Origin of the sequence: Janibacter zhaoxuefangae, assembly GCF_050271985.1 — a bacterium.
In the GTDB taxonomy this organism is placed as follows: Bacteria; Actinomycetota; Actinomycetes; order Actinomycetales; family Dermatophilaceae.
This window is the reverse complement of record NZ_CP189849.1, coordinates 2622105-2639750: the sequence shown is the minus strand read 5'-3', so window position 1 is coordinate 2639750 and position 17646 is coordinate 2622105. Positions and strand designations below refer to the sequence as shown.

The window sequence follows — 17646 nt, the reverse complement described above, 5'->3', positions numbered from 1 at the left end:
GGTGCCCGTCCTTGAGGCCGCCACGGCGGGCGGCTATGGCGTCCTGGCGGTCAACATCGTGAACGGGCTGACGCTCAGGGCGGTGGTTGATGCGGCCGAAGAACTACGCGCACCGGTGATAGTTCAGACGTCCGTCAAGACGGTCCTGTCGCAAGGTATTCCCGAGACCATGTCCATGTATCGCCACGCCGCCGAGCGCGCGACCGTGCCGGTGGTGCTCCATCTAGACCACTGCACCGATCGAAATGTGCTCCTCGACTGCCTGAAGGCTGGCTGGGGTTCTGTGCTTTTCGACTGTTCGGGTCGCACGCTCGAGGAGGCGACCGAGCAAACCAAGCAGGTAGTGAGGGAGGCTCGGAGCTTTGGGGCGGACGTCGAGGGTGAGATCGAGGGGATAACGGGTGTCGAGGACGGGGTCGGCAGCGACGACAAATCGGAGCTTTACCCCCTGGATGACGCAGTGCGCTTCATACGCGAGACAGGGATCGACTGCTTCGCGCCAGCCATTGGCAACGCACACGGTGACTACCCCCAGCTTCCCAACCTTGACGTCGACCGGGTGGACTCGCTGGTGGACGCGACCGGGCTCCCTATGGCGTTGCATGGCGGGAGCGGGCTGAGCGACGACCAGTTTCGGGACCTGATTTCCCGTGGCTGCGCCAAGGTGAACATCTCCACCGCACTCAAGCAGGCATACATCGACGCGCACCGGGATTTCCTGGCGGAGAACCCGGACTGCCATGAACCCTTGACGTTGATGGCGTTTGTGTCGAGCCGCGTGAGCATGGTCGCGCAGGGGCTCATCAAGGTATTCGGCAGCGAAGGGCGTGTCGCATGAGGGCGCTCATCTTCGATTGCGACGGCGTACTCGCAGAAACTGAGCGCGACGGACACCGGGCGGCCTTCAACCGGATGTTCGCCGCGGAGGGTCTCGACTTCGAGTGGACTGAAGACGACTACGCCTCGGTGCTGAGCGTCGCAGGCGGCAAGGAGCGACTGCGCCGGTTATGCACCGACGCGTTCGTGGAGCGACACGGGCTACCGACCGAGCAGGCAGCACTTGATGAGCTCGTGGCGTTGTGGCATCGACGCAAGACGCAGATTTTCTTGGACCTCGTCGCCGAGGGGCGGATGCCATCTCGCGCCGGCGTCCGACGCCTCGCTTCTGAGGCGCGCGCCGCTGGGTGGCGTTTAGCCGTGGCGTCCACGTCCGCTGTCGTGTCGGTGGAGGCAATCGCTGAACAGGTGCTGGGCCGAGAGTTGCTGGGTGAGTGCGTGATCGCTGCTGGTGACATGGTGGAGAACAAGAAACCCGCGCCGGACATCTACCTCCATGCGGCACGTCTGCTGGGGATCGACGCATACGACGCCGTGGCCGTGGAGGACTCGCATGTCGGGGTGTCGGCCGCCGTGGCCGCCGGCATGCGCGTAGTAGCAACAGTCAGTCATTACACGGCAGATGAGGACTTGACTGCAGCCGACATCGTTGTCGACGGCCTCGGGGAGCCCGACGGTGCTGCAATCGCGGTGTACAAGAACGACACAAAAACAGAGATCAAAACTCATGTCGCTTTGGAGCACGTCGCCTCGTTGTTGGGTCAATCAGGGGCTATGCGTGGAGCGGCCCTGCCGAAGGTGGACTCATGGAAATAATTAGCGACACGGTCATCTACATTATGATGGCGTTCGTCCTGATCGGCGCGGTGGCGGCTATCAGAGACGATCAGGGGGGCATTGGCAAAGAGTTCATGCAAGGCCTGCACTCGATCGGCTATCTGTTCATCCCCGTCGCCGGAGTGATGGCTTCGCTTCCATACCTGAGCATCTTCGTCGAGAAGGTCCTAGGGCCAATTTGGTCGGCTCTAGGAGCCGATCCGGCCATAGCCGCCACGACGTTCATTGCGTCCGATATGGGTGGCTATCAGCTGGCAGAGGCAACGGCCCAAAGTGACGGCGCATGGATCACCGCCATGGTCACCGGCTACATGGCCGGAGCGACAATTGTGTTCACGATTCCGGTGGGCTTGGCGATGTTGCAGAAGGCAGACCACAAGTATATGGCACTTGGCATCATGTCCGGGATTCTTACGATCCCGATTGGTGTCGCGGTGACTATGCTTATCGTCTTGGCGACCGGGGCCGATATCCGGTCCGAATCAAGCACCACCGGGCCAGCGGACACGCCGATCTCCGGGCTTGATGTGGGCGCCCTCGTCGGCAATCTGGTGCCCCTTGTGATCGTCGTGCTTTTGATCGCCGCCGGTCTTAAATTCTTGCCCGACCTGATGATCAAACTTTTCATGGTCTTCGGCCGATTCATTGACGCGGCGGTCAAAATCATTCTGGCCCTGTCAATCGTCGAGTACTTCACCGGGGTCTTTTCGCGTGTTTTTGGTTCCTGGGGCTTCGACGCCATCATTGCCACTGAGGATAATACGTTCCGAGCGCTGGAAGTCGCTGGATACGTTGGAATTATGCTTGCCGGGGCGTTCCCGATGGTTTACGCAATTCAGAAGTACATGTCGCGTCCGCTGAACGCAGTGGGTTCAAAGTTCGGCATCAGCCAGCCAGGTATGGCTGGAATTCTAGGTGGATCGGCCAACGTGCTGGCTTTGTTCCACCTGATCAAGGAGATGCCCCCGAAGGACAAGGTGCTGGCCGTAGCCTTCGCCACGACGGGGGGATTCCTGCTCGGCGACCACCTGTCGTTCACAGCGAACTTTCAACCGAATCTGATTGTCCCCGTCCTGATCGGCAAGTTGACGGCTGCCCTTCTCGCCATGGCGCTGGCCTACAAAATCGCTGTGCCAACCGCCCGCCGGCTGGAGGCAGCCGACCTCGAGCCTGGCCTCGCCTCAAGCCCCCCAGTTGCGGGGCTTGGCGCGACCGGGACAGAGACGCGGGGGTCTGACGAATGACCCAATCCCTGAACAACGTCGCGGCTTGTGACCCGCCGTGCGTCCGACAGGCGGTAGCCCGGCTGTGGCCAGGAGCCACCTGGTCCGCGGAGCCGCTTGACGGCGGCATGACGAATCGAAACTTCAAGGTCGAGGTACAGATAACCGACCGAGAGCAACGTACGGTGGTCGTTCAGGAGCAACTGCCTGACGCGCTCGCAGCACGGGTCGGTATTCATCGTGAGAACCAAGTTCGCGCCATGGCCATGGTGCTGGACTTGGGTTTGGCACCCGAAGTGCTCGGACAGTGGACAGAACCCCGGGTTCTAGTCTCCGAGTTCGTAGAAGGCGCGTTGCTGTCCGCGGTCCCGGATCGGGTTCATGCGACCGCGCTGGTGGGTCAAGCCCTGGCGAAGCTGCACAAGCACACGCAGGGCGTGGTAATGACGGGTCCTATTTCCGACCCATACAGCGGCACCGCGTGGATCCTGAATCAGGTCAAGAGCGAGGCCCCGGCCACGGCGGAGACGTTCGCGTGGACGATGGACATTCTCGCCCGCATTCAGGCTGCGTGCGGGCCGTACACGCCCAGTCTGCTCCACTCGGATGTCTCCGAGGGCAACGTGATCATCCTTCCCGACCGGGCGGTGCTCATCGATTGGGAGTACGTCGGAGCGGGCGACCCCTACTACGACGTAGGGGACTTCGCTGAGAAAGTGAAGCTCTCCAGCTCGGAGGAGGAGGCACTTCTGTGCGCCTACGACGGCGTCCTAGTGCCCACTTCGTTGGCTATGGCGCGCTTGTACCGGTTTGTCAGCATGCTGCGCGAGGCATTGTGGTCCGTCCGAGCAGGTACGACGGGCTTCACAGAGTTCGACTACGCCAATTACGCCCGTGCATGCCTAGCAAGGATGAGAGAAATTTCGCAGTCCTCGGAATTCGCTGACAGCTTGCACCTACTCGAGAACACCAATCAAGGAGAAATGAATGACTTACGCCAACGGCACAGCTGACCCCGTAGGCCTGGATGCGACACGGTTCGAAACCAGAATCGGACACGAGGGCTACGTCCGGCGGCTCCCGGAGCGAGTCACCCGCACCATCACCGCCAGCAAATTGGAGGTCACCGACCGGTTCCGGGAGGTAGTAGACCTGTTCGGCGAGGACCACCAGGAGACCCCCGCAGGGTTCCGCATCGAGATGGCTACCCACGGTTCGGTCACCAGCGTCGACCTCGTCCGAGACATCGGATACGAACGGGGCGGCACGCCCCGGCCAACGCCGCTGCTGTTCTCGGCCGACTCCGCCAACCCCTACGAGGTCTCGGACTGCGCGCCCCTGATCGCCAACGTCACCTGCAACCCTGGGATCGTCTACGACCTCTTCATCAATAACCCGGACGCAAACATCGGTGGACACTTCACGACCCTCGACGAAGTCCTTGTGGAGTTGAGCAAGGCGGCCGGACCAGGATGCGATGTCTCAGTCGAGATCGCGAACCCTTATGGCGACATCAACGAGATCCTGGAGGAGGTAGCGCGCTACGAGGAGATCCTGACCCGGCACCGGCTGGTGGTGAAGGTTCCACATACCGGCCCGCTCTCCGCAGACACGGCTGGCGACCTTCTCAAGGGCAACGGATTGCTTCGCAAACGCTACAACTCTGGTGCCCCGCGCGACATGCTGCGGGGCCACGCGCTCGCTCGGCAACTGCACGACCTTGGGCACCGGGTGAACTTCACTTTGATGTTCGAGCCGCACCAAACGCCGTTGGCGCTGCAGGCACGCCCCTACTTCATCAACGCCTTTGTGCGGCACCGAGCTGACGCCACGAGGCGGATGCGTGGATTCGTCGCTGCCTACGACGCGACTTCAGACGAGCAGTTCGTCGCGGACCTCAGGGACTACCTCGTTCGCATGGACTACCTCGGTACCGACGACAAGGCCTTGGACCTCCTGACGGTCCTGCGGTTGACTCGCACACTTCTGCGTCAGCGAGACGATGGCCCCGACGACGGTATGGACAGTGTCCGCAGGTCGCTGCGCTGGCTATCCACCACACACCTGCCGGAGACCCGTCTGATCGTCTGTTCGATGGACGGCGAGCAGATGTTTCCGGATCTCATGACCATGCTCAGTGAACCCGAGTTCTTACCACTACACCGGCGGGTGCTCGTTACGGCCGATCCGGCCTACCTGGCTCGGTGGACTACCAGCCCACACGTAGTGACCTACCAGCGTCGATTCCTGTCCGCCGTCCGTTCGGCACCGGACGCACTCAGCGCCGGCACATCGTCATCCAGGTCCTGATCGTCCACCAATCGTGTTAGCACCACACAAGGCCATCCACCCCTCGGCCGTCTCCTGGCCCTATGCCCCGTGGTGCGGGCTATGGGTCCCGGAGTGGCAGAACGCCGGGCATCACCGCGGACGGCAGCTCGGGTCCCCGTGGCGGGGTCCGCGATGGGCGGCCCCCGCCAACCGGGCGACGGCACCATTCCGAGCCGCCACGAGGGACCCGAGCGTGGCTACCGGTCCCTTCGGGAAACCGGGCCAGATACGCGTGATCGGGCCAGCCCCAAGACGTCCGCCTCACCGTTCGGTGCCGCCATTTGCCCGTGGTATTGAGTTCACCCAGTTCCGTCCCTGACACGAGCTTTGCAGCATCTCCCAATGAGACTAGCCGACCGTTGAGACGGCTCAGGACAACTCGGACTCAGCCTGCTGAATGGCCGCGAACTCCTCCTCGGGGGCGCTTGCGACGAGGCGGTGTCGGCTGTAGAACCAGAAGTAGGCCAGCGCAACAACGAAGATGAGCGCCGTGATTCCAGCCGCCTTCTCATCCACGAAGAACGTCGCAATCACTGCCGTCAGCGCGAGGGTTAGCGCAACGGCGGTCGTGACCACTCCGCCGGGAGTGCGGTAGGGCCGCTCGAGCTCGGGCTCACGGATCCTGAGCACGATATGCGAGACCATCATGAGCACGTACGACACGGTCGCACCGAACACAGCGATGTTGATCAACAAGGCGCCGCGAACACGATCGAGAAAAAGCTGGCGACTAGGCCCGCTAAGCCCACGTAGTTGACGAAGTCGGCTACCCAGGTGTCCCCGCCAAAGGCGGATCGGATGGCCTCCGGAAGAGGGTTGTCCGAGTCCGCAATCGCCGAGGACCCGGCACCGCCGGGCGCAATGAACAGCATCAGTGCAGCCGGTCACGAGCAGAATCGTCATCGCAGTGATGATCCCGCGTGGCATGTCCCGCTCCGGGTCGTTAGCCTCTTCTGCTGCCAACGGGACTCCCTCGACCGCAAAGGAAGAACCAAATTCCGTACACCAGTTCGCCTAGAACGCCGGCATACCCGAACGGAATGAAACTGTTCGCGCCGGCCGCGCCTGTCGGCTCGATGTCAAACAGGTTAGCGAACTCAAACTTCGGAGCCATTGCGATCACAAAGACCACCAGCGCAACGAGGGCCACGGCCTCGACGGCTACGGCTCTCTGGTCCGCGGCCCTCCCGCCGTAGGGCCCGACAACCCCGAGCGTCGCCACGGTGATGGCAAACATCAACCGCATTGCCTCACCCACGCCGTACAGATGGATCCCAACGAACACGGCATAGCACGCCAGGTAGATCGGCCACCCACTTGTCAGGCCGAACAAGCCAAGAGCCTCAATGTAGCCGCCGATGAACACCGAGATGGCCGCTGGAGCTATGGCGTACTCGATCAGGATGGCCATTCCCGTTGCGAAGCCTCCAAGTGGCCCCAACGCCCGGCGCGCGAAACCATAGCCAGCGCCCGCCACCGGCAGAGCGGACGCAAGCTCGGCCAGACCGAAGACCATGCACGTGTACATGGTCGCCATTAGGACCGTCGCAATGAATAGACCACCCCACCCGCCCTCTGCCAGCCCAAAGTTCCATCCGGCGAAGTCCCCCGAGATCACGTACGCGACCCCGAGCCCCGCGAGCAGGACCCAACCCGCAGCGCCCCGGCGCAACTGGCGATGCTCCAAGTAGTCAGAACTGACCTGCTCGTAGTCGACTCCACGCGCTCGGCGTCGTGCAGTGCTCATGCGGCTCCCTGTCCTCATCGGTACGGCACCTCGCGCCACGCGCGCAAAGGGGCGATGAGGGTGACGCGCGCCACACGCACGTGTCAACCCCCAGGAGGCTTGCGGCCGAGGGCCCCTGCACTTGGGCCTAAAGGATTGTCACCAAACCATTGACATGGCGAGGACCGCACTGCTTCCATGGTCGCAATGGACCGCAGTCAGGCCAAGCCGGCCGCGAGCGGTCCTTGGGACCTCCTCGACTGCAACACGGCGAGGCGGGCACGTCAGCGCAGGCGAAGCCCGGGATGGCGGGGTAGTTCGGGCATCTTGCGAGGGCTGGCACAGCTCGTGTCCTGAGACTAAATCTGGAGCTGAACTCGGTTTGCTAGGACTCACCATTGGCGCGCTTACCGACCATTAGTCGTTGACGCTCGTTCTTGTACCTGAAACACTGTTGGATCGAACACGATGGGAACGCGCCGCGTTCGGACCCCTCAATGGTGTGTTACACGGCCATTGCTTGGGACAAGCGACGCAGGCCTGCTTACGAAAGGGATGGCTTAGTGACACGGCGAAACGCGCGGCTCTTAAGCGCAGACGAACTCGTAGCCCGTATTGAGGCGGACCTGATCGACACGGTGATCGTGGCGTTCACGGACATGCAGGGACGGCTCCTGGGCAAACGCTTCCACGGTCGGTACTTCGTGGATGTGGTTGCAAAGCATGGCACCGAGGGGTGTAACTACCTACTCAGTGTAGACGTTGATATGAACACGGTTGAGGGATACGCCATGAGCTCGTGGGAAAAGGGCTACGGAGACATGGAGTTCGCCCTCGACTTCGACACAATCCGCGTTCTTAAGCATCTGCCAAAGACCGCGATCATCCAGTGCGACCTAACGTGGCTCGACGAGAGTCCCGTGATCCAGTCGCCACGCACGATCCTCAAAGCGCAGGTTGAGAAGGCAACGCAAGCCGGCTACGTCGCCAAAGCGGGTACCGAGCTGGAGTTCATCGTCTTCGATACAACCTACGAAGAGGCCTGGTCGTCGAACTACCGGGATCTGACACCTTCTAACCAGTACAACGTGGACTATTCGATCCTCGGCACTTCTCGCGTCGAGCCACTCCTACGCGACATCCGTAACACGATGTACGCGGCGGGCATGGATGTTGAATGCGCGAAGGGGGAATGCAACTTCGGTCAACATGAGATCGGCTTCTTGTACGACGATGTCGTTGCTACCGCCGACAACCACTCGGTATACAAGACCGCCGCCAAGGAGATCGCCGCGCAGCACGGCCAAGCGCTGACGTTTATGGCTAAGTATAACGAGCGTGAAGGCAACTCCTGCCACATCCACCTGTCGCTGCGTGGCTTGGAGGACGAGATCGTGTTCTGGCGCGACGGCGCCCGCACACCGCTCTACGACCAATTCATCGCGGGGGTCCTAACGATGATGCGAGACTTTACGTTGCTGTACGCGCCGAACGTCAATTCATACAAACGTTTCGCCGACGGTTCTTTCGCCCCGACCACCGTTGCGTGGGGACTCGACAACCGCTCCTGCGCGATCCGGTTGGTGGGGAAGGGAGCGGGGGCGCGGATGGAGAACCGCGTGCCTGGCGGTGACGCGAACCCATACCTAGCTCTCGCGGCGATGCTGGGCGCTGGCCTCTACGGCATCGAGCACAAGTTGGAACTCGAGCCGGAGTTGACCGGAAACGCGTACACCTCCGACAAGCCAAAGGTCCCGAACACCCTGCGTGAAGCGCGCGACGCCTTCACCACGTCGGCGGCCGCCAGGCAGATTCTCGGCGACGAAGTTGTCGATCACTACACCACCATGGCCGACGTCGAACTCAAGGCCTTTGAAGCGTCCGTCACCGACTGGGAGCTGCGTCGCAGCTTCGAACGCATGTAAGGGAGCCCCCGTGAGCGACACATATACCGTGGTGAACCCTGCGACTGAACAGGCCGTCGCAGATGTGCAAATGGCCGACCTCGCGGCCGTTGATGCCGCAATAGACCGAGCGGCCGCAGCCCTGCCAGCCTGGCGGGCCATCACGCCTGGGGAGCGCGCCACTCTGCTGCGTCGATTTGCTTCGGTTGTCGATGCGCACGTGGAGGAACTTGCCGAACTCGAAGTACGCAATTCCGGCCACACGTGGGGCAACGCGGTGTGGGAAGCGGGCAACGTCCGCGACGTGCTCAACTACTACTCGGCGAGTCCAGAACGTCTGACTGGACACCAGATTCCCGTGGGTGGTGGTGTCGACATAACTTTCCACGAGCCGCTTGGTGTCGTCGGCATCATCGTGCCGTGGAATTTCCCGATGCCTATCGCGGCCTGGGGTTTCGGTCCTGCGCTGGCGGCCGGCAACACCGTCGTCCTTAAACCGGCCGAGCTGACTCCGCTGACCGCCATCCGTCTGGGTGAGTTGGCGCTGATGGCCGGCCTGCCTGAGGGCGTTCTTACGATCGTGCCCGGACGAGGATCGATTGTGGGTGAGCGGTTCGTGACCCACCCGACCGTTCGGAAGGTATGCTTCACCGGCTCGACGGGGGTCGGTAAACGCATCATGGCTGGCTGCGCCGACCAAGTGAAGCGCGTGACGCTCGAGCTTGGCGGTAAGAGCGCCAACATCGTGTTTGCGGACGCCGACCTAGCTAAGGCCGCGGCAGCTGCGCCGTCCGCAGTGTTCGACAATGCTGGGCAGGATTGCTGCGCCCGCTCTCGCATCCTTGTGGAGCGCTCCGCCTACGACGAGTTCGTATCGCTGCTCGAACCGGCCGTGCAGGGCGTCAAGGTACTCGACCCCTCTGATCGCTCCAGCGAAATGGGCCCCCTCATTTCGGCGGCACAGAAGGCCACCGTGCAGGGCTACGTCGACGACGTTGAGGTAGCTTTTTCCGGCTCGCGCCCCGACGGCCCCGGGTTTTGGTTCGCACCGACGGTCGTCTTGACGGACGATCCAAGCGAGCGCATCTGGCGCGATGAGGTGTTCGGTCCGGTCGTGGCGGTGATGCCCTTTGACGACGAGGCGCAGGCAGTTCAACTCGCCAACGACACCGAGTTTGGTTTGTCCGGGTCGATTTTCACGCGGGACGTCGGTCGGGCGCTGCGAGTATCGCGCGCCGTCGAGGCCGGAAACCTGAGCATCAACTCTCATTCGGCCGTGCGCTACTGGACACCGTTCGGCGGGTTCAAGCAATCCGGTCTGGGCCGCGAGCTCGGTCCCGACGCGCCCCACTCGTTCACTGAGGTCAAGAACGTCTTCATCAGTAACGAGTAGTTGGACCCCACCGGCGAGCGGAAGTTGGCGTTCGCCCCTCACGCAACCGTCTCCCCATTATTGGATGATCATCGAAAAGGAAGTGGAAGTCATGGCAGGACGCATCGAAGGCAAGGTCGCCGTCGTTACCGGGGGTTGCTCCGGCATCGGCCTTGCGGTCGTGCAGAGGTTCGCTGCAGAGGGCGCGAAGGTGGTCATCGGCGACGTCGACGACGTAAAGGGGCCCACGATCGCTGAGCAGGTCGGCGGCACCTACGTGCACGTGGACGTTACAGACAAGCGGCAAGTCGACGCACTGTTCAAGACGGCGTTCACCACCTACGGATCGGTGGACATCGCGTTTAACAACGCCGGGATCTCGCCGCCGGAGGACGCCTCGATCCTCGACACCGAACTGGAGGCGTGGAAGCGGGTCCAGGAGGTCAATCTGACCAGCGTTTACCTGTGCTGCAAGGCCGCGCTGCCCTACATGCTCGAGCAGAAAAGCGGCTCCATCATCAACACCGCCTCGTTCGTCGCCGTGATGGGTGCGGCTACGTCGCAGATCTCGTACTCGGCGTCGAAGGGCGGTGTGCTGTCGATGTCGCGCGAATTGGGTGTGCAATTCGCTCGCGAGGGCGTGAGAGTTAACGCGCTGTGTCCAGGACCGGTCAACACGCCCTTGCTGCAGGAACTGTTCGCAACGGACCCGGAGCGTGCCCAGCGCCGACTGGTACACGTTCCGCTCGGCCGGTTTGCTGAGCCCGCGGAGATGGCCAATGCTGTTTTGTTCTTGGCCTCCGACGAGTCAAGCTTTATCACCGCCTCTACCTTCTTGGTGGACGGCGGCATTTCAGGCGCCTACGTTACCCCTGTGTGATGCACCCGGTCATCGGCATATCTGCCGCTCGTGAAACCTCGCAATGGGGGGTGTGGGACGAAGTAGCGGACGTTCTGCCCGCAAGCTATTCGCAGTCTGTGGAACGGGCTGGCGGGGCGCCAGTGCTGCTCCCGCCGAGCGTCCCGCGGGTAGCCGCATCGGTGGTACGTCGGCTGGACGGGCTCGTGATCGCCGGGGGCCCCGACGTGCAGCCGATGAGGTACGGGGAACGGCCGCACGAGCGGACTATGGGCTGGCGCGAGGACCGTGACGCGTGGGAGCTCGCCCTCCTCGACGAAGCCGCCAGGATCAACCTGCCCGTGCTAGGCATCTGCCGAGGCATGCAACTCATGGCGGTGCACGCTGGGGGAGTGCTTGAACAGCATGTGCCTGACCGCGTCGGCTCACAGCAGCACTCGCCGGGTGGGAACTCGTACGGCGACATCGCGGTTGACATCGTTGTCGCCAGCCGACTGGCTCGAGCTATAGGGGCGCGGGGCGCCGTGAGGTGTCACCACCATCAAGCGGTCAGCGCCCATCCGGGCTTCGAACCAGTCGCCTGGGCCGCCGACGGAACCCTGGAGGCGATGGAGGACCCGCAACACCCGTTCCGGCTTGCAGTGCAATGGCACCCGGAGACCCAGGAGGACGCGGGCTTGTTCAGGGCATTGGTCGCAGCCGCGGCGGCGGCTCCTTGATCGGCGTCCTGGTCGCGGTGCGTTCACTCGTCCAGCGAACCAGCTTGACGGGCCCCACGCGCCCTCCTCGCTCCACGGCTCGGCTGGTAGACGTTCGGTGTGCGGCTCAGACGATGGACGATGCTGCGGGAGCGCCGCCCTGCCACGTGAGACCTGCGTTAAGTATTTCCGGGAGCATTAGCGAGCGATGGCACCAAGGTCGCGACTATGGTGACCGAAATGAATGACGAGTCCGCCAACGAGGCCCTGCTCCGACCGGTGCGGTCGGGCAATGTCTTTGAAGAGACCGTCAACCGGCTATTGCAGCTGGTGTGGCTTGGCGTGTACGAGCCCGGTGACGCCCTGCCGCCCGAGCGGGAACTCGCAAGTAAACTGGGAGTGGGCAGGGACACCGTCCGGCAGGCGATCAAGTCACTATCGGACGCGGAATACTTCACCACCAAGCGCGGACGGTACGGAGGGACGTTTTTCGCAGACACGGTGCCGAGGCGCCACTCGACGGTGTCGAGACGTGTGTGGACGCCAGCGGACATTGCTGACCTGCTCGGCATGCGTGAAGTCCACGAGGTTGGGGCCATCCGGTTGGCTTCGAGGCGAACCCTGACGGCTGTGGAGCGCGACGTGCTGTGGATGCGTCTCAGTGAGGTTGAGCAGGCCGGACCGGACGATTATCGAAGGCTGGACTCTCGCCTGCACCTGACTTTTGCAGAACTGGCAGGGGTACGAACGTTGACCCCACTGTTAGCCGACAACCGTATGGCGCTCAACGAACTGCTCGATCAGATACCGCTGCTCGGCCCCAACATTGCGCACTCCAACCACCAGCACCGTGCCGCCGCGATGGCCGTGCTGACAGGCGACGAGTCAGGCGCAGCCGGAGCAATGCAAGAACACCTGTCGGGGACGGCGGCCCTTCTCCATGGGTTCCTGGACGGGGCGCCGACGCGCCAGGGCAACGAGGATCGCGACGCGACCGATCTTGTTGAGACCGGTCCCCATGGGCCGCCCGGGCTCCCCTCCTAACGCACCCTGTCGACGTGTCCTTACAGCTTGACCCACCAGGGTCGCGATACTTTCGCTGAGCTCCATCCCGTGGTCCGTTGACATCACTCGGTGCCACGACTACGTTCTAGACTTAGATAACTGAAGACTATTCGCCGCTTGAACCACAGCGGGAGAGTCCTTCCTCTACTCGAGGGGGGCGCCGAAGGAGCAACTCTCCCCGAGAATCTCTCAGGCCCCGTTACCGCTGTCGTGAGGCGAACTCTGGAAAGTCAGGACTAGTGTCCTGCACCCACGGTGCAAGTTGCCCACTCGGCAGCGAAGCTCTCAGGTTTTCCGATGACAGAGCGGGGAGGCCACCCACCAGGTGTCGCATTCGCGGCCCTAGGACCAGGAGCCTCTGCTATGACATCGTTGAGTGCAGACGACTACGACCGCGGTTTTGTTGGTCGTCACATCGGTATTGACGCCGAAAGTCGCGCCAAAATGCTCGCCGAGATCGGTTTTCCGGATCTGGACAGCTTGATCGACACGGCTGTCCCTGGGAAGATCCGCACCACCAGCGGTCTTCGTCTGCCGGAACCGGCCACGGAGGCCGAAGCGGCCGGAGAACTGGCGACCCTTGCGGGAAGCAATGTCGTTTCGGTGCCAATGATCGGTCTCGGCTATTACCCATCGCTTACCCCAGCGGTGATCCGGCGCAACGTGCTTGAGGATCCGGCCTGGTACACGGCCTACACCCCTTACCAACCCGAAGTCAGCCAAGGCCGACTTGAGGCGCTGCTGAACTTCCAGACGATGGTCGGCGATCTGACGGGTCTGCCCATGTCCAATGCCTCCCTTTTGGACGAGTCCACTGCAGTGGCGGAGGCCGTTATGGTCATGCGCCGCGGATCGACGTCAAAGTCCAGCAAGGTGCTGGTCGACACGGACACGTTGCCGCAAACCCTCGACATTCTTCGGACACGCGCCACGGCAGTTGGAGTGGAGGTCGTCGAAGTCGACGTTACCCAGCCGCTGCCGAAGGATGACTTCTTCGGCCTAGTTGTCTCCTACCCCGGCGCCTCCGGAGCGGTCCGTGACCACCGGCACCTCGTGCGCAGCGCGCAGGACCGCGGCGCCCTAGTCACCATCGCCGCCGACCTTCTGGCCCTGACCATGTTTCTCTCGCCGGGAGAGTGCGGCGCCGATATTGCGGTCGGATCAACCCAGCGCTTCGGGGTGCCGTTGTTCTACGGTGGCCCTCACGCCGGTTACATCGCGGTGCGTGACGGGCTGCAACGTCACCTTCCCGGACGATTGGTAGGTGTCTCTCGGGACAGCGACGGGAAGCCCGCGTACCGCCTGTCGCTGCAAACGCGAGAGCAGCACATCCGTCGCGACAAGGCGACCTCCAACATCTGCACCGCCCAAGTGCTGCTGGCCGTCGTAGCTTCCATGTACGCGGTCTACCACGGCCCTGTCGGGCTGAGACGAATCGCGGAACGGGTCCACGCCCATGCCAACGCCATCGAAAGCGGGCTCCGAGAAGTTGGTATACCGGTCGTACATGGCGCTTACTTCGATACCTTGCTGGTGCGCGTCCCGGGCCATGCCGACGAGGTGCTCGCGGCCGCGGCCGCTAAGGGCCTGCGGCTGCGGGGGGTGGATTCCGACCACGTCGGAGTCAGTTGCTCCGAGATCACCACCAGCTCACACGTGGACCTGGTACTTGAGGCGTTCAGCACCCTTGAGCAGGTCGACGTGATGGATCAGCGGAAACCCGATGCCATGCCCTCGACGCTGCGGCGCGAGAGTCCGTTCCTCACGCATCAGGTTTTCCACAGCTATCGTTCAGAGACCGAGATGCTGCGGTACCTACGTCGCCTTTCGGCTCGCGACTTTGCGCTGGACCGAGGCATGATTCCGCTGGGTTCATGCACTATGAAACTGAATGCGACGACCGAGATGGAGCCGATAAGCTTGCCCGGCTTCGCGAACTTGCATCCGTTCGCCCCCGCCGAGGACGCCTCCGGATACACCGAGCTTGTGCGCCAATTGGAGGGGTGGTTGGCCGAAATTACCGGTTATGCCGCGGTGTCAATTCAGCCCAACGCCGGCTCGCAGGGGGAGTTAGCGGGACTTTTGGCCATTAGGGGTTGGCACCGGGATCGCGGAGACGAGCAGCGAGATGTCTGCTTGATCCCTTCTAGCGCGCACGGGACGAATGCTGCGTCCGCGGTCTTGGCGGGGATGCGAGTCGTTGTTGTGGGTTCTCACGACGATGGCACGATCGACTTGGGGGAGCTGGAAAAAAAGTGTATTGAGCACACTGACAACCTGGCCGCCATCATGGTGACCTACCCGTCGACGCATGGTGTCTACGAGGACAGCATCACCCAGCTCTGCGACGTCGTGCACGCGCATGGGGGACAGGTGTACGTGGATGGGGCAAATCTCAACGCCCTACTTGGTATCGCCAAGCCCGGCGAGTTCGGAGGCGACGTCTCCCACCTGAACCTGCATAAGACTTTTTGCATCCCCCATGGTGGAGGTGGACCCGGGGTCGGGCCGGTCGCGGTAGCGGAACACCTAGTTCCGTATATGCCGACCCACCCCTTACATCCAGACGCCGATCGTCGCGGGAACCACGGAAGCATCAGCGCTGCTCCCTACGGGTCAGCCGGGATCCTTCCCATCCCGTGGGCGTACATCCGGATGATGGGTGGCTCCGGCTTAACCGAGTGCAGTCACGTTGCCGTGCTGAACGCGAACTATGTCGCCCATCGACTGGCGTCACACTTCCCAATTCTGTTCACCGGCGAAGATGGGTTGGTCGCACACGAGTGCATCGTCGACATCCGACCAGCCACTGCGAAGACCGGGGTCACCGTCGAGGATGTCGCCAAACGGCTGATCGACTACGGCTTCCACGCCCCCACGATGTCTTTCCCGGTCGCGGGCACGCTGATGATCGAGCCGACCGAGTCTGAGAGCCTCGCGGAGATCGACCGGTTCTGTGATGCGATGATCGCAATTGCAGCCGAGATAAAGCAGGTAGCCGCGGGCACTTGGTCGGTGGAGGAGAGTCCGCTGCGCCACGCGCCCCACACCTTGGCGGATCTCGTGGGTCAATGGGGGCGCTCGTACCCGAGAACAGTCGGCGCGTTCCCGGCCGGTGTGGATCCCGACAAGTACTGGCCTCCCGTGGGGCGCATCGAGAACGCGCATGGTGACAGGAACCTCGTCTGCTCTTGCCCGCCCCCTGAAGCGTTTGCCGCTGTGGGACCACAGGGAGCTTCGGCATGACGTCGCCTCTAGCGGCAAGGACCACACCGCTGCATGACATTCATCGGCAACTCGGCGCGACGCTTACAGACTTCGCCGGCTGGTCTATGCCGCTGAAGTACACGTCTGAAGTCGCAGAACACCACGCGGTCAGACGCGCGGCGGGGATGTTCGATCTGTCCCACATGGGTGAACTCGAGTTGAGTGGCCCCGAGGCCGGAGCCGCCCTCGACTACGCCTTGGTCAGTATGCCGTCACGGATGCAGGTTGGTCAGGCCCGCTACTCCATGCTGGTTTCCGCCAACGGCGGCATCCTCGACGACCTCATCGTGTACCGACTCACTCAAGAGAAGTTCATGGTTGTGGCCAATGCCGCCAATGTGCGAAGGGTGTACGAGGAACTGGTGGCACGGGCAAGCGGTTACACGAGCGAGGTTCGCGACGCCTCCGCGGAGTGGGGCCTGATCGCGGTCCAGGGGCCCTCGTCGGCGCTGATTGTCGCCGAGGCGACCGGGGATGACGTGTCGGGTCTCACCTATTACTCGGTCGCTGGAGCCAGGGTGGGCAAGCATGATGTGCTGCTGGCCCGTACCGGGTATACCGGCGAGGACGGCTTCGAGGTGTACTGCGCGGCGGACGCCGCCGTTGAGGTCTGGTCGGAGTTCGCCGTTCTGGGCAGCCCGCATGGGCTGGTCCCCGCTGGACTTGCCTGCCGTGACTCCCTTCGGCTCGAGGCGGGTATGCCACTTTATGGTCAGGAGCTGACCTCTCAATTAACTCCGTTTGACGTCGGTCTCGGCAAGGTGGTCGTGCACGACAAGCCCGCCGGCAGTGTCGGTGCTGCGGCGCTCTTAGAAGCCCGTGACGTCGACCGCGCTCGCCGTCTGATCGGTCTGGCTAGTGTCGGGAGGCGCGCACCGCGAACCGGACATGCCGTGCTCCGGCCCGGCACCGGTGAGCGAATTGGGACCGTTACCAGCGGTGTCCCGTCCCCGACCCTCGGGCATGCGGTCGCCATGGCAATCGTCGACGCAGACGACGTAGAACCAGGCACCAAACTTGAAATCGACGTCCGCGGGCGGACCGAGCAGGTCGAAGTAGTCAAGCTTCCGTTCTACCGACGCCACCGCTGATGCGCGGGTCGTGGCACGAACCCACCCGGGCAGACAACTACTAGCTTGCAGGAGATTCCTATGACCATCCCAACTGACCTCAGCTACACCGACCAGCACGAGTGGCTCAAGGTCGACGGCGACAACGCGCGCGTCGGAGTGACCGCTTACGCATCCGAAGCCCTCGGCGACGTCGTGTTCATCGAGCTCCCGGCCATCGGCAGCAAACTTTCTGCTGGCGAGCCCTGCGGCGAGCTTGAATCCACAAAGTCCGTCAGCGATCTCTTTTCTCCTGCTAACGGAGAAGTTGTCGAGATCAACCAGGCGGTCGTGGACAACCCGCAACTGCTCAACGACGACCCGTTTGGTACCGGATGGCTTTTCGTCATGCGCTTAGAGGGCGAAGCCCCGCTGCTGGATGCTACGGCCTACGCCAAACTTACGACCGAGGGCTGAG

The 17646-nt window shown here is 62.7% G+C and carries 15 protein-coding genes and 2 riboswitches; of the genes, 13 read left to right on the top strand and 2 right to left on the bottom strand.

Annotated elements, in window-relative coordinates:
• The first annotated feature begins 1 nt into the window (after position 1).
• From ACQBAS_RS12440 to ACQBAS_RS12420, 5 genes are read left to right on the top strand one after another with little or no spacing between them, the layout of a single operon-like run.
• A complete protein-coding gene (locus tag ACQBAS_RS12440; protein ID WP_226283161.1) occupies positions 2-838 on the top strand; it encodes a class II fructose-bisphosphate aldolase in 837 nt (278 codons plus the stop codon).
• Positions 835-1653, top strand: coding sequence for an HAD-IA family hydrolase (locus ACQBAS_RS12435; protein ID WP_053084050.1), 819 nt, complete (start codon positions 835-837; stop codon positions 1651-1653). The genes ACQBAS_RS12440 and ACQBAS_RS12435 overlap by 4 nt, the downstream gene beginning before the upstream one ends.
• Complete coding sequence (eutH, locus tag ACQBAS_RS12430) at positions 1644-2918, top strand: ethanolamine utilization protein EutH (protein WP_048697000.1); 1275 nt, start codon at positions 1644-1646, stop codon at positions 2916-2918. Before ACQBAS_RS12435 ends, eutH begins: the two co-directional genes overlap by 10 nt.
• Positions 2915-3910, top strand: a complete 996-nt coding sequence (locus ACQBAS_RS12425; protein WP_192912060.1) for a phosphotransferase — start codon at positions 2915-2917, stop codon at positions 3908-3910. The genes eutH and ACQBAS_RS12425 overlap by 4 nt, the downstream gene beginning before the upstream one ends.
• Positions 3885-5207, top strand: a complete 1323-nt coding sequence (locus ACQBAS_RS12420) for a transaldolase family protein (protein ID WP_053084051.1) — start codon at positions 3885-3887, stop codon at positions 5205-5207. Before ACQBAS_RS12425 ends, ACQBAS_RS12420 begins: the two co-directional genes overlap by 26 nt.
• Before the next feature lie 390 nt (positions 5208-5597).
• On the opposite strand, the gene ACQBAS_RS12415 is transcribed toward ACQBAS_RS12420, so the two are convergent.
• Positions 5598-5891 carry a hypothetical protein gene (locus ACQBAS_RS12415; RefSeq protein ID WP_318843261.1) on the bottom strand — a complete coding sequence of 98 codons (294 nt, stop codon included), beginning with the start codon at positions 5889-5891 and terminating at the stop codon, positions 5598-5600.
• Between the two features lie 280 nt (positions 5892-6171).
• Positions 6172-6975 (bottom strand): amino acid permease, encoded by an 804-nt coding sequence (locus ACQBAS_RS12410; protein WP_318843262.1) that lies wholly within the window; start codon positions 6973-6975, stop codon positions 6172-6174.
• A 476-nt stretch (positions 6976-7451) separates the two neighbouring features.
• Here ACQBAS_RS12410 and ACQBAS_RS12405 point away from each other — a divergent pair, with 476 nt between their 5' ends.
• The 8 genes from ACQBAS_RS12405 to gcvH all read left to right on the top strand — a co-directional run bounded on the left by ACQBAS_RS12405 (position 7452) and on the right by gcvH (position 17645).
• Complete coding sequence (locus tag ACQBAS_RS12405; RefSeq protein WP_192912061.1) at positions 7452-8879, top strand: glutamine synthetase family protein; 1428 nt, start codon at positions 7452-7454, stop codon at positions 8877-8879.
• Positions 8880-8949: 70 nt separating this feature from the next.
• Entirely contained in the window at positions 8950-10251 is a 1302-nt protein-coding gene (locus ACQBAS_RS12400; protein ID WP_048701998.1) for an aldehyde dehydrogenase family protein, read from the top strand.
• 91 nt (positions 10252-10342) lie between these two features.
• Positions 10343-11110 (top strand): 3-oxoacyl-ACP reductase, encoded by a 768-nt coding sequence (locus tag ACQBAS_RS12395; RefSeq protein ID WP_048702000.1) that lies wholly within the window; start codon positions 10343-10345, stop codon positions 11108-11110.
• Positions 11110-11808, top strand: coding sequence for a gamma-glutamyl-gamma-aminobutyrate hydrolase family protein (locus ACQBAS_RS12390; RefSeq protein ID WP_048702002.1), 699 nt, complete (start codon positions 11110-11112; stop codon positions 11806-11808). The genes ACQBAS_RS12395 and ACQBAS_RS12390 overlap by 1 nt, the downstream gene beginning before the upstream one ends.
• 219 nt (positions 11809-12027) lie before the next feature.
• Complete coding sequence (locus ACQBAS_RS12385; protein WP_427384112.1) at positions 12028-12831, top strand: FadR/GntR family transcriptional regulator; 804 nt, start codon at positions 12028-12030, stop codon at positions 12829-12831.
• A gap of 139 nt (positions 12832-12970) precedes the next feature.
• Positions 12971-13067: riboswitch (glycine riboswitch) on the top strand.
• Position 13068: 1 nt separating this feature from the next.
• A riboswitch (glycine riboswitch) is annotated at positions 13069-13166 on the top strand.
• Between the two features lie 49 nt (positions 13167-13215).
• Positions 13216-16098, top strand: coding sequence for an aminomethyl-transferring glycine dehydrogenase (gene gcvP, locus ACQBAS_RS12380; protein WP_192912063.1), 2883 nt, complete (start codon positions 13216-13218; stop codon positions 16096-16098).
• A complete protein-coding gene (gene gcvT / locus ACQBAS_RS12375; protein WP_192912064.1) occupies positions 16095-17210 on the top strand; it encodes a glycine cleavage system aminomethyltransferase GcvT in 1116 nt (371 codons plus the stop codon). Before gcvP ends, gcvT begins: the two co-directional genes overlap by 4 nt.
• A gap of 60 nt (positions 17211-17270) precedes the next feature.
• The gene (gene gcvH / locus ACQBAS_RS12370) at positions 17271-17645 is read left to right on the top strand and encodes a glycine cleavage system protein GcvH (RefSeq protein WP_192912065.1); all 375 of its coding nucleotides are present in this window, start codon (positions 17271-17273) and stop codon (positions 17643-17645) included.
• Position 17646: the final 1 nt, after the last annotated feature.

Coding starts and splice junctions, on each gene's coding strand:
- ACQBAS_RS12435 (WP_053084050.1), top strand. CDS start 835: ATGAGGGCGCTCATCTTCGATTGCGACGGCGTACTCGCAGAAACTGAG.
- eutH (WP_048697000.1), top strand. CDS start 1,644: ATGGAAATAATTAGCGACACGGTCATCTACATTATGATGGCGTTCGTC.
- ACQBAS_RS12425 (WP_192912060.1), top strand. CDS start 2,915: ATGACCCAATCCCTGAACAACGTCGCGGCTTGTGACCCGCCGTGCGTC.
- ACQBAS_RS12420 (WP_053084051.1), top strand. CDS start 3,885: ATGACTTACGCCAACGGCACAGCTGACCCCGTAGGCCTGGATGCGACA.
- ACQBAS_RS12410 (WP_318843262.1), bottom strand. CDS start 6,975: ATGAGCACTGCACGACGCCGAGCGCGTGGAGTCGACTACGAGCAGGTC.
- ACQBAS_RS12405 (WP_192912061.1), top strand. CDS start 7,452: ATGGTGTGTTACACGGCCATTGCTTGGGACAAGCGACGCAGGCCTGCT.
- ACQBAS_RS12400 (WP_048701998.1), top strand. CDS start 8,950: ATGGCCGACCTCGCGGCCGTTGATGCCGCAATAGACCGAGCGGCCGCA.
- ACQBAS_RS12395 (WP_048702000.1), top strand. CDS start 10,343: ATGGCAGGACGCATCGAAGGCAAGGTCGCCGTCGTTACCGGGGGTTGC.
- ACQBAS_RS12390 (WP_048702002.1), top strand. CDS start 11,110: ATGCACCCGGTCATCGGCATATCTGCCGCTCGTGAAACCTCGCAATGG.
- ACQBAS_RS12385 (WP_427384112.1), top strand. CDS start 12,028: ATGAATGACGAGTCCGCCAACGAGGCCCTGCTCCGACCGGTGCGGTCG.
- gcvP (WP_192912063.1), top strand. CDS start 13,216: ATGACATCGTTGAGTGCAGACGACTACGACCGCGGTTTTGTTGGTCGT.
- gcvT (WP_192912064.1), top strand. CDS start 16,095: ATGACGTCGCCTCTAGCGGCAAGGACCACACCGCTGCATGACATTCAT.
- gcvH (WP_192912065.1), top strand. CDS start 17,271: ATGACCATCCCAACTGACCTCAGCTACACCGACCAGCACGAGTGGCTC.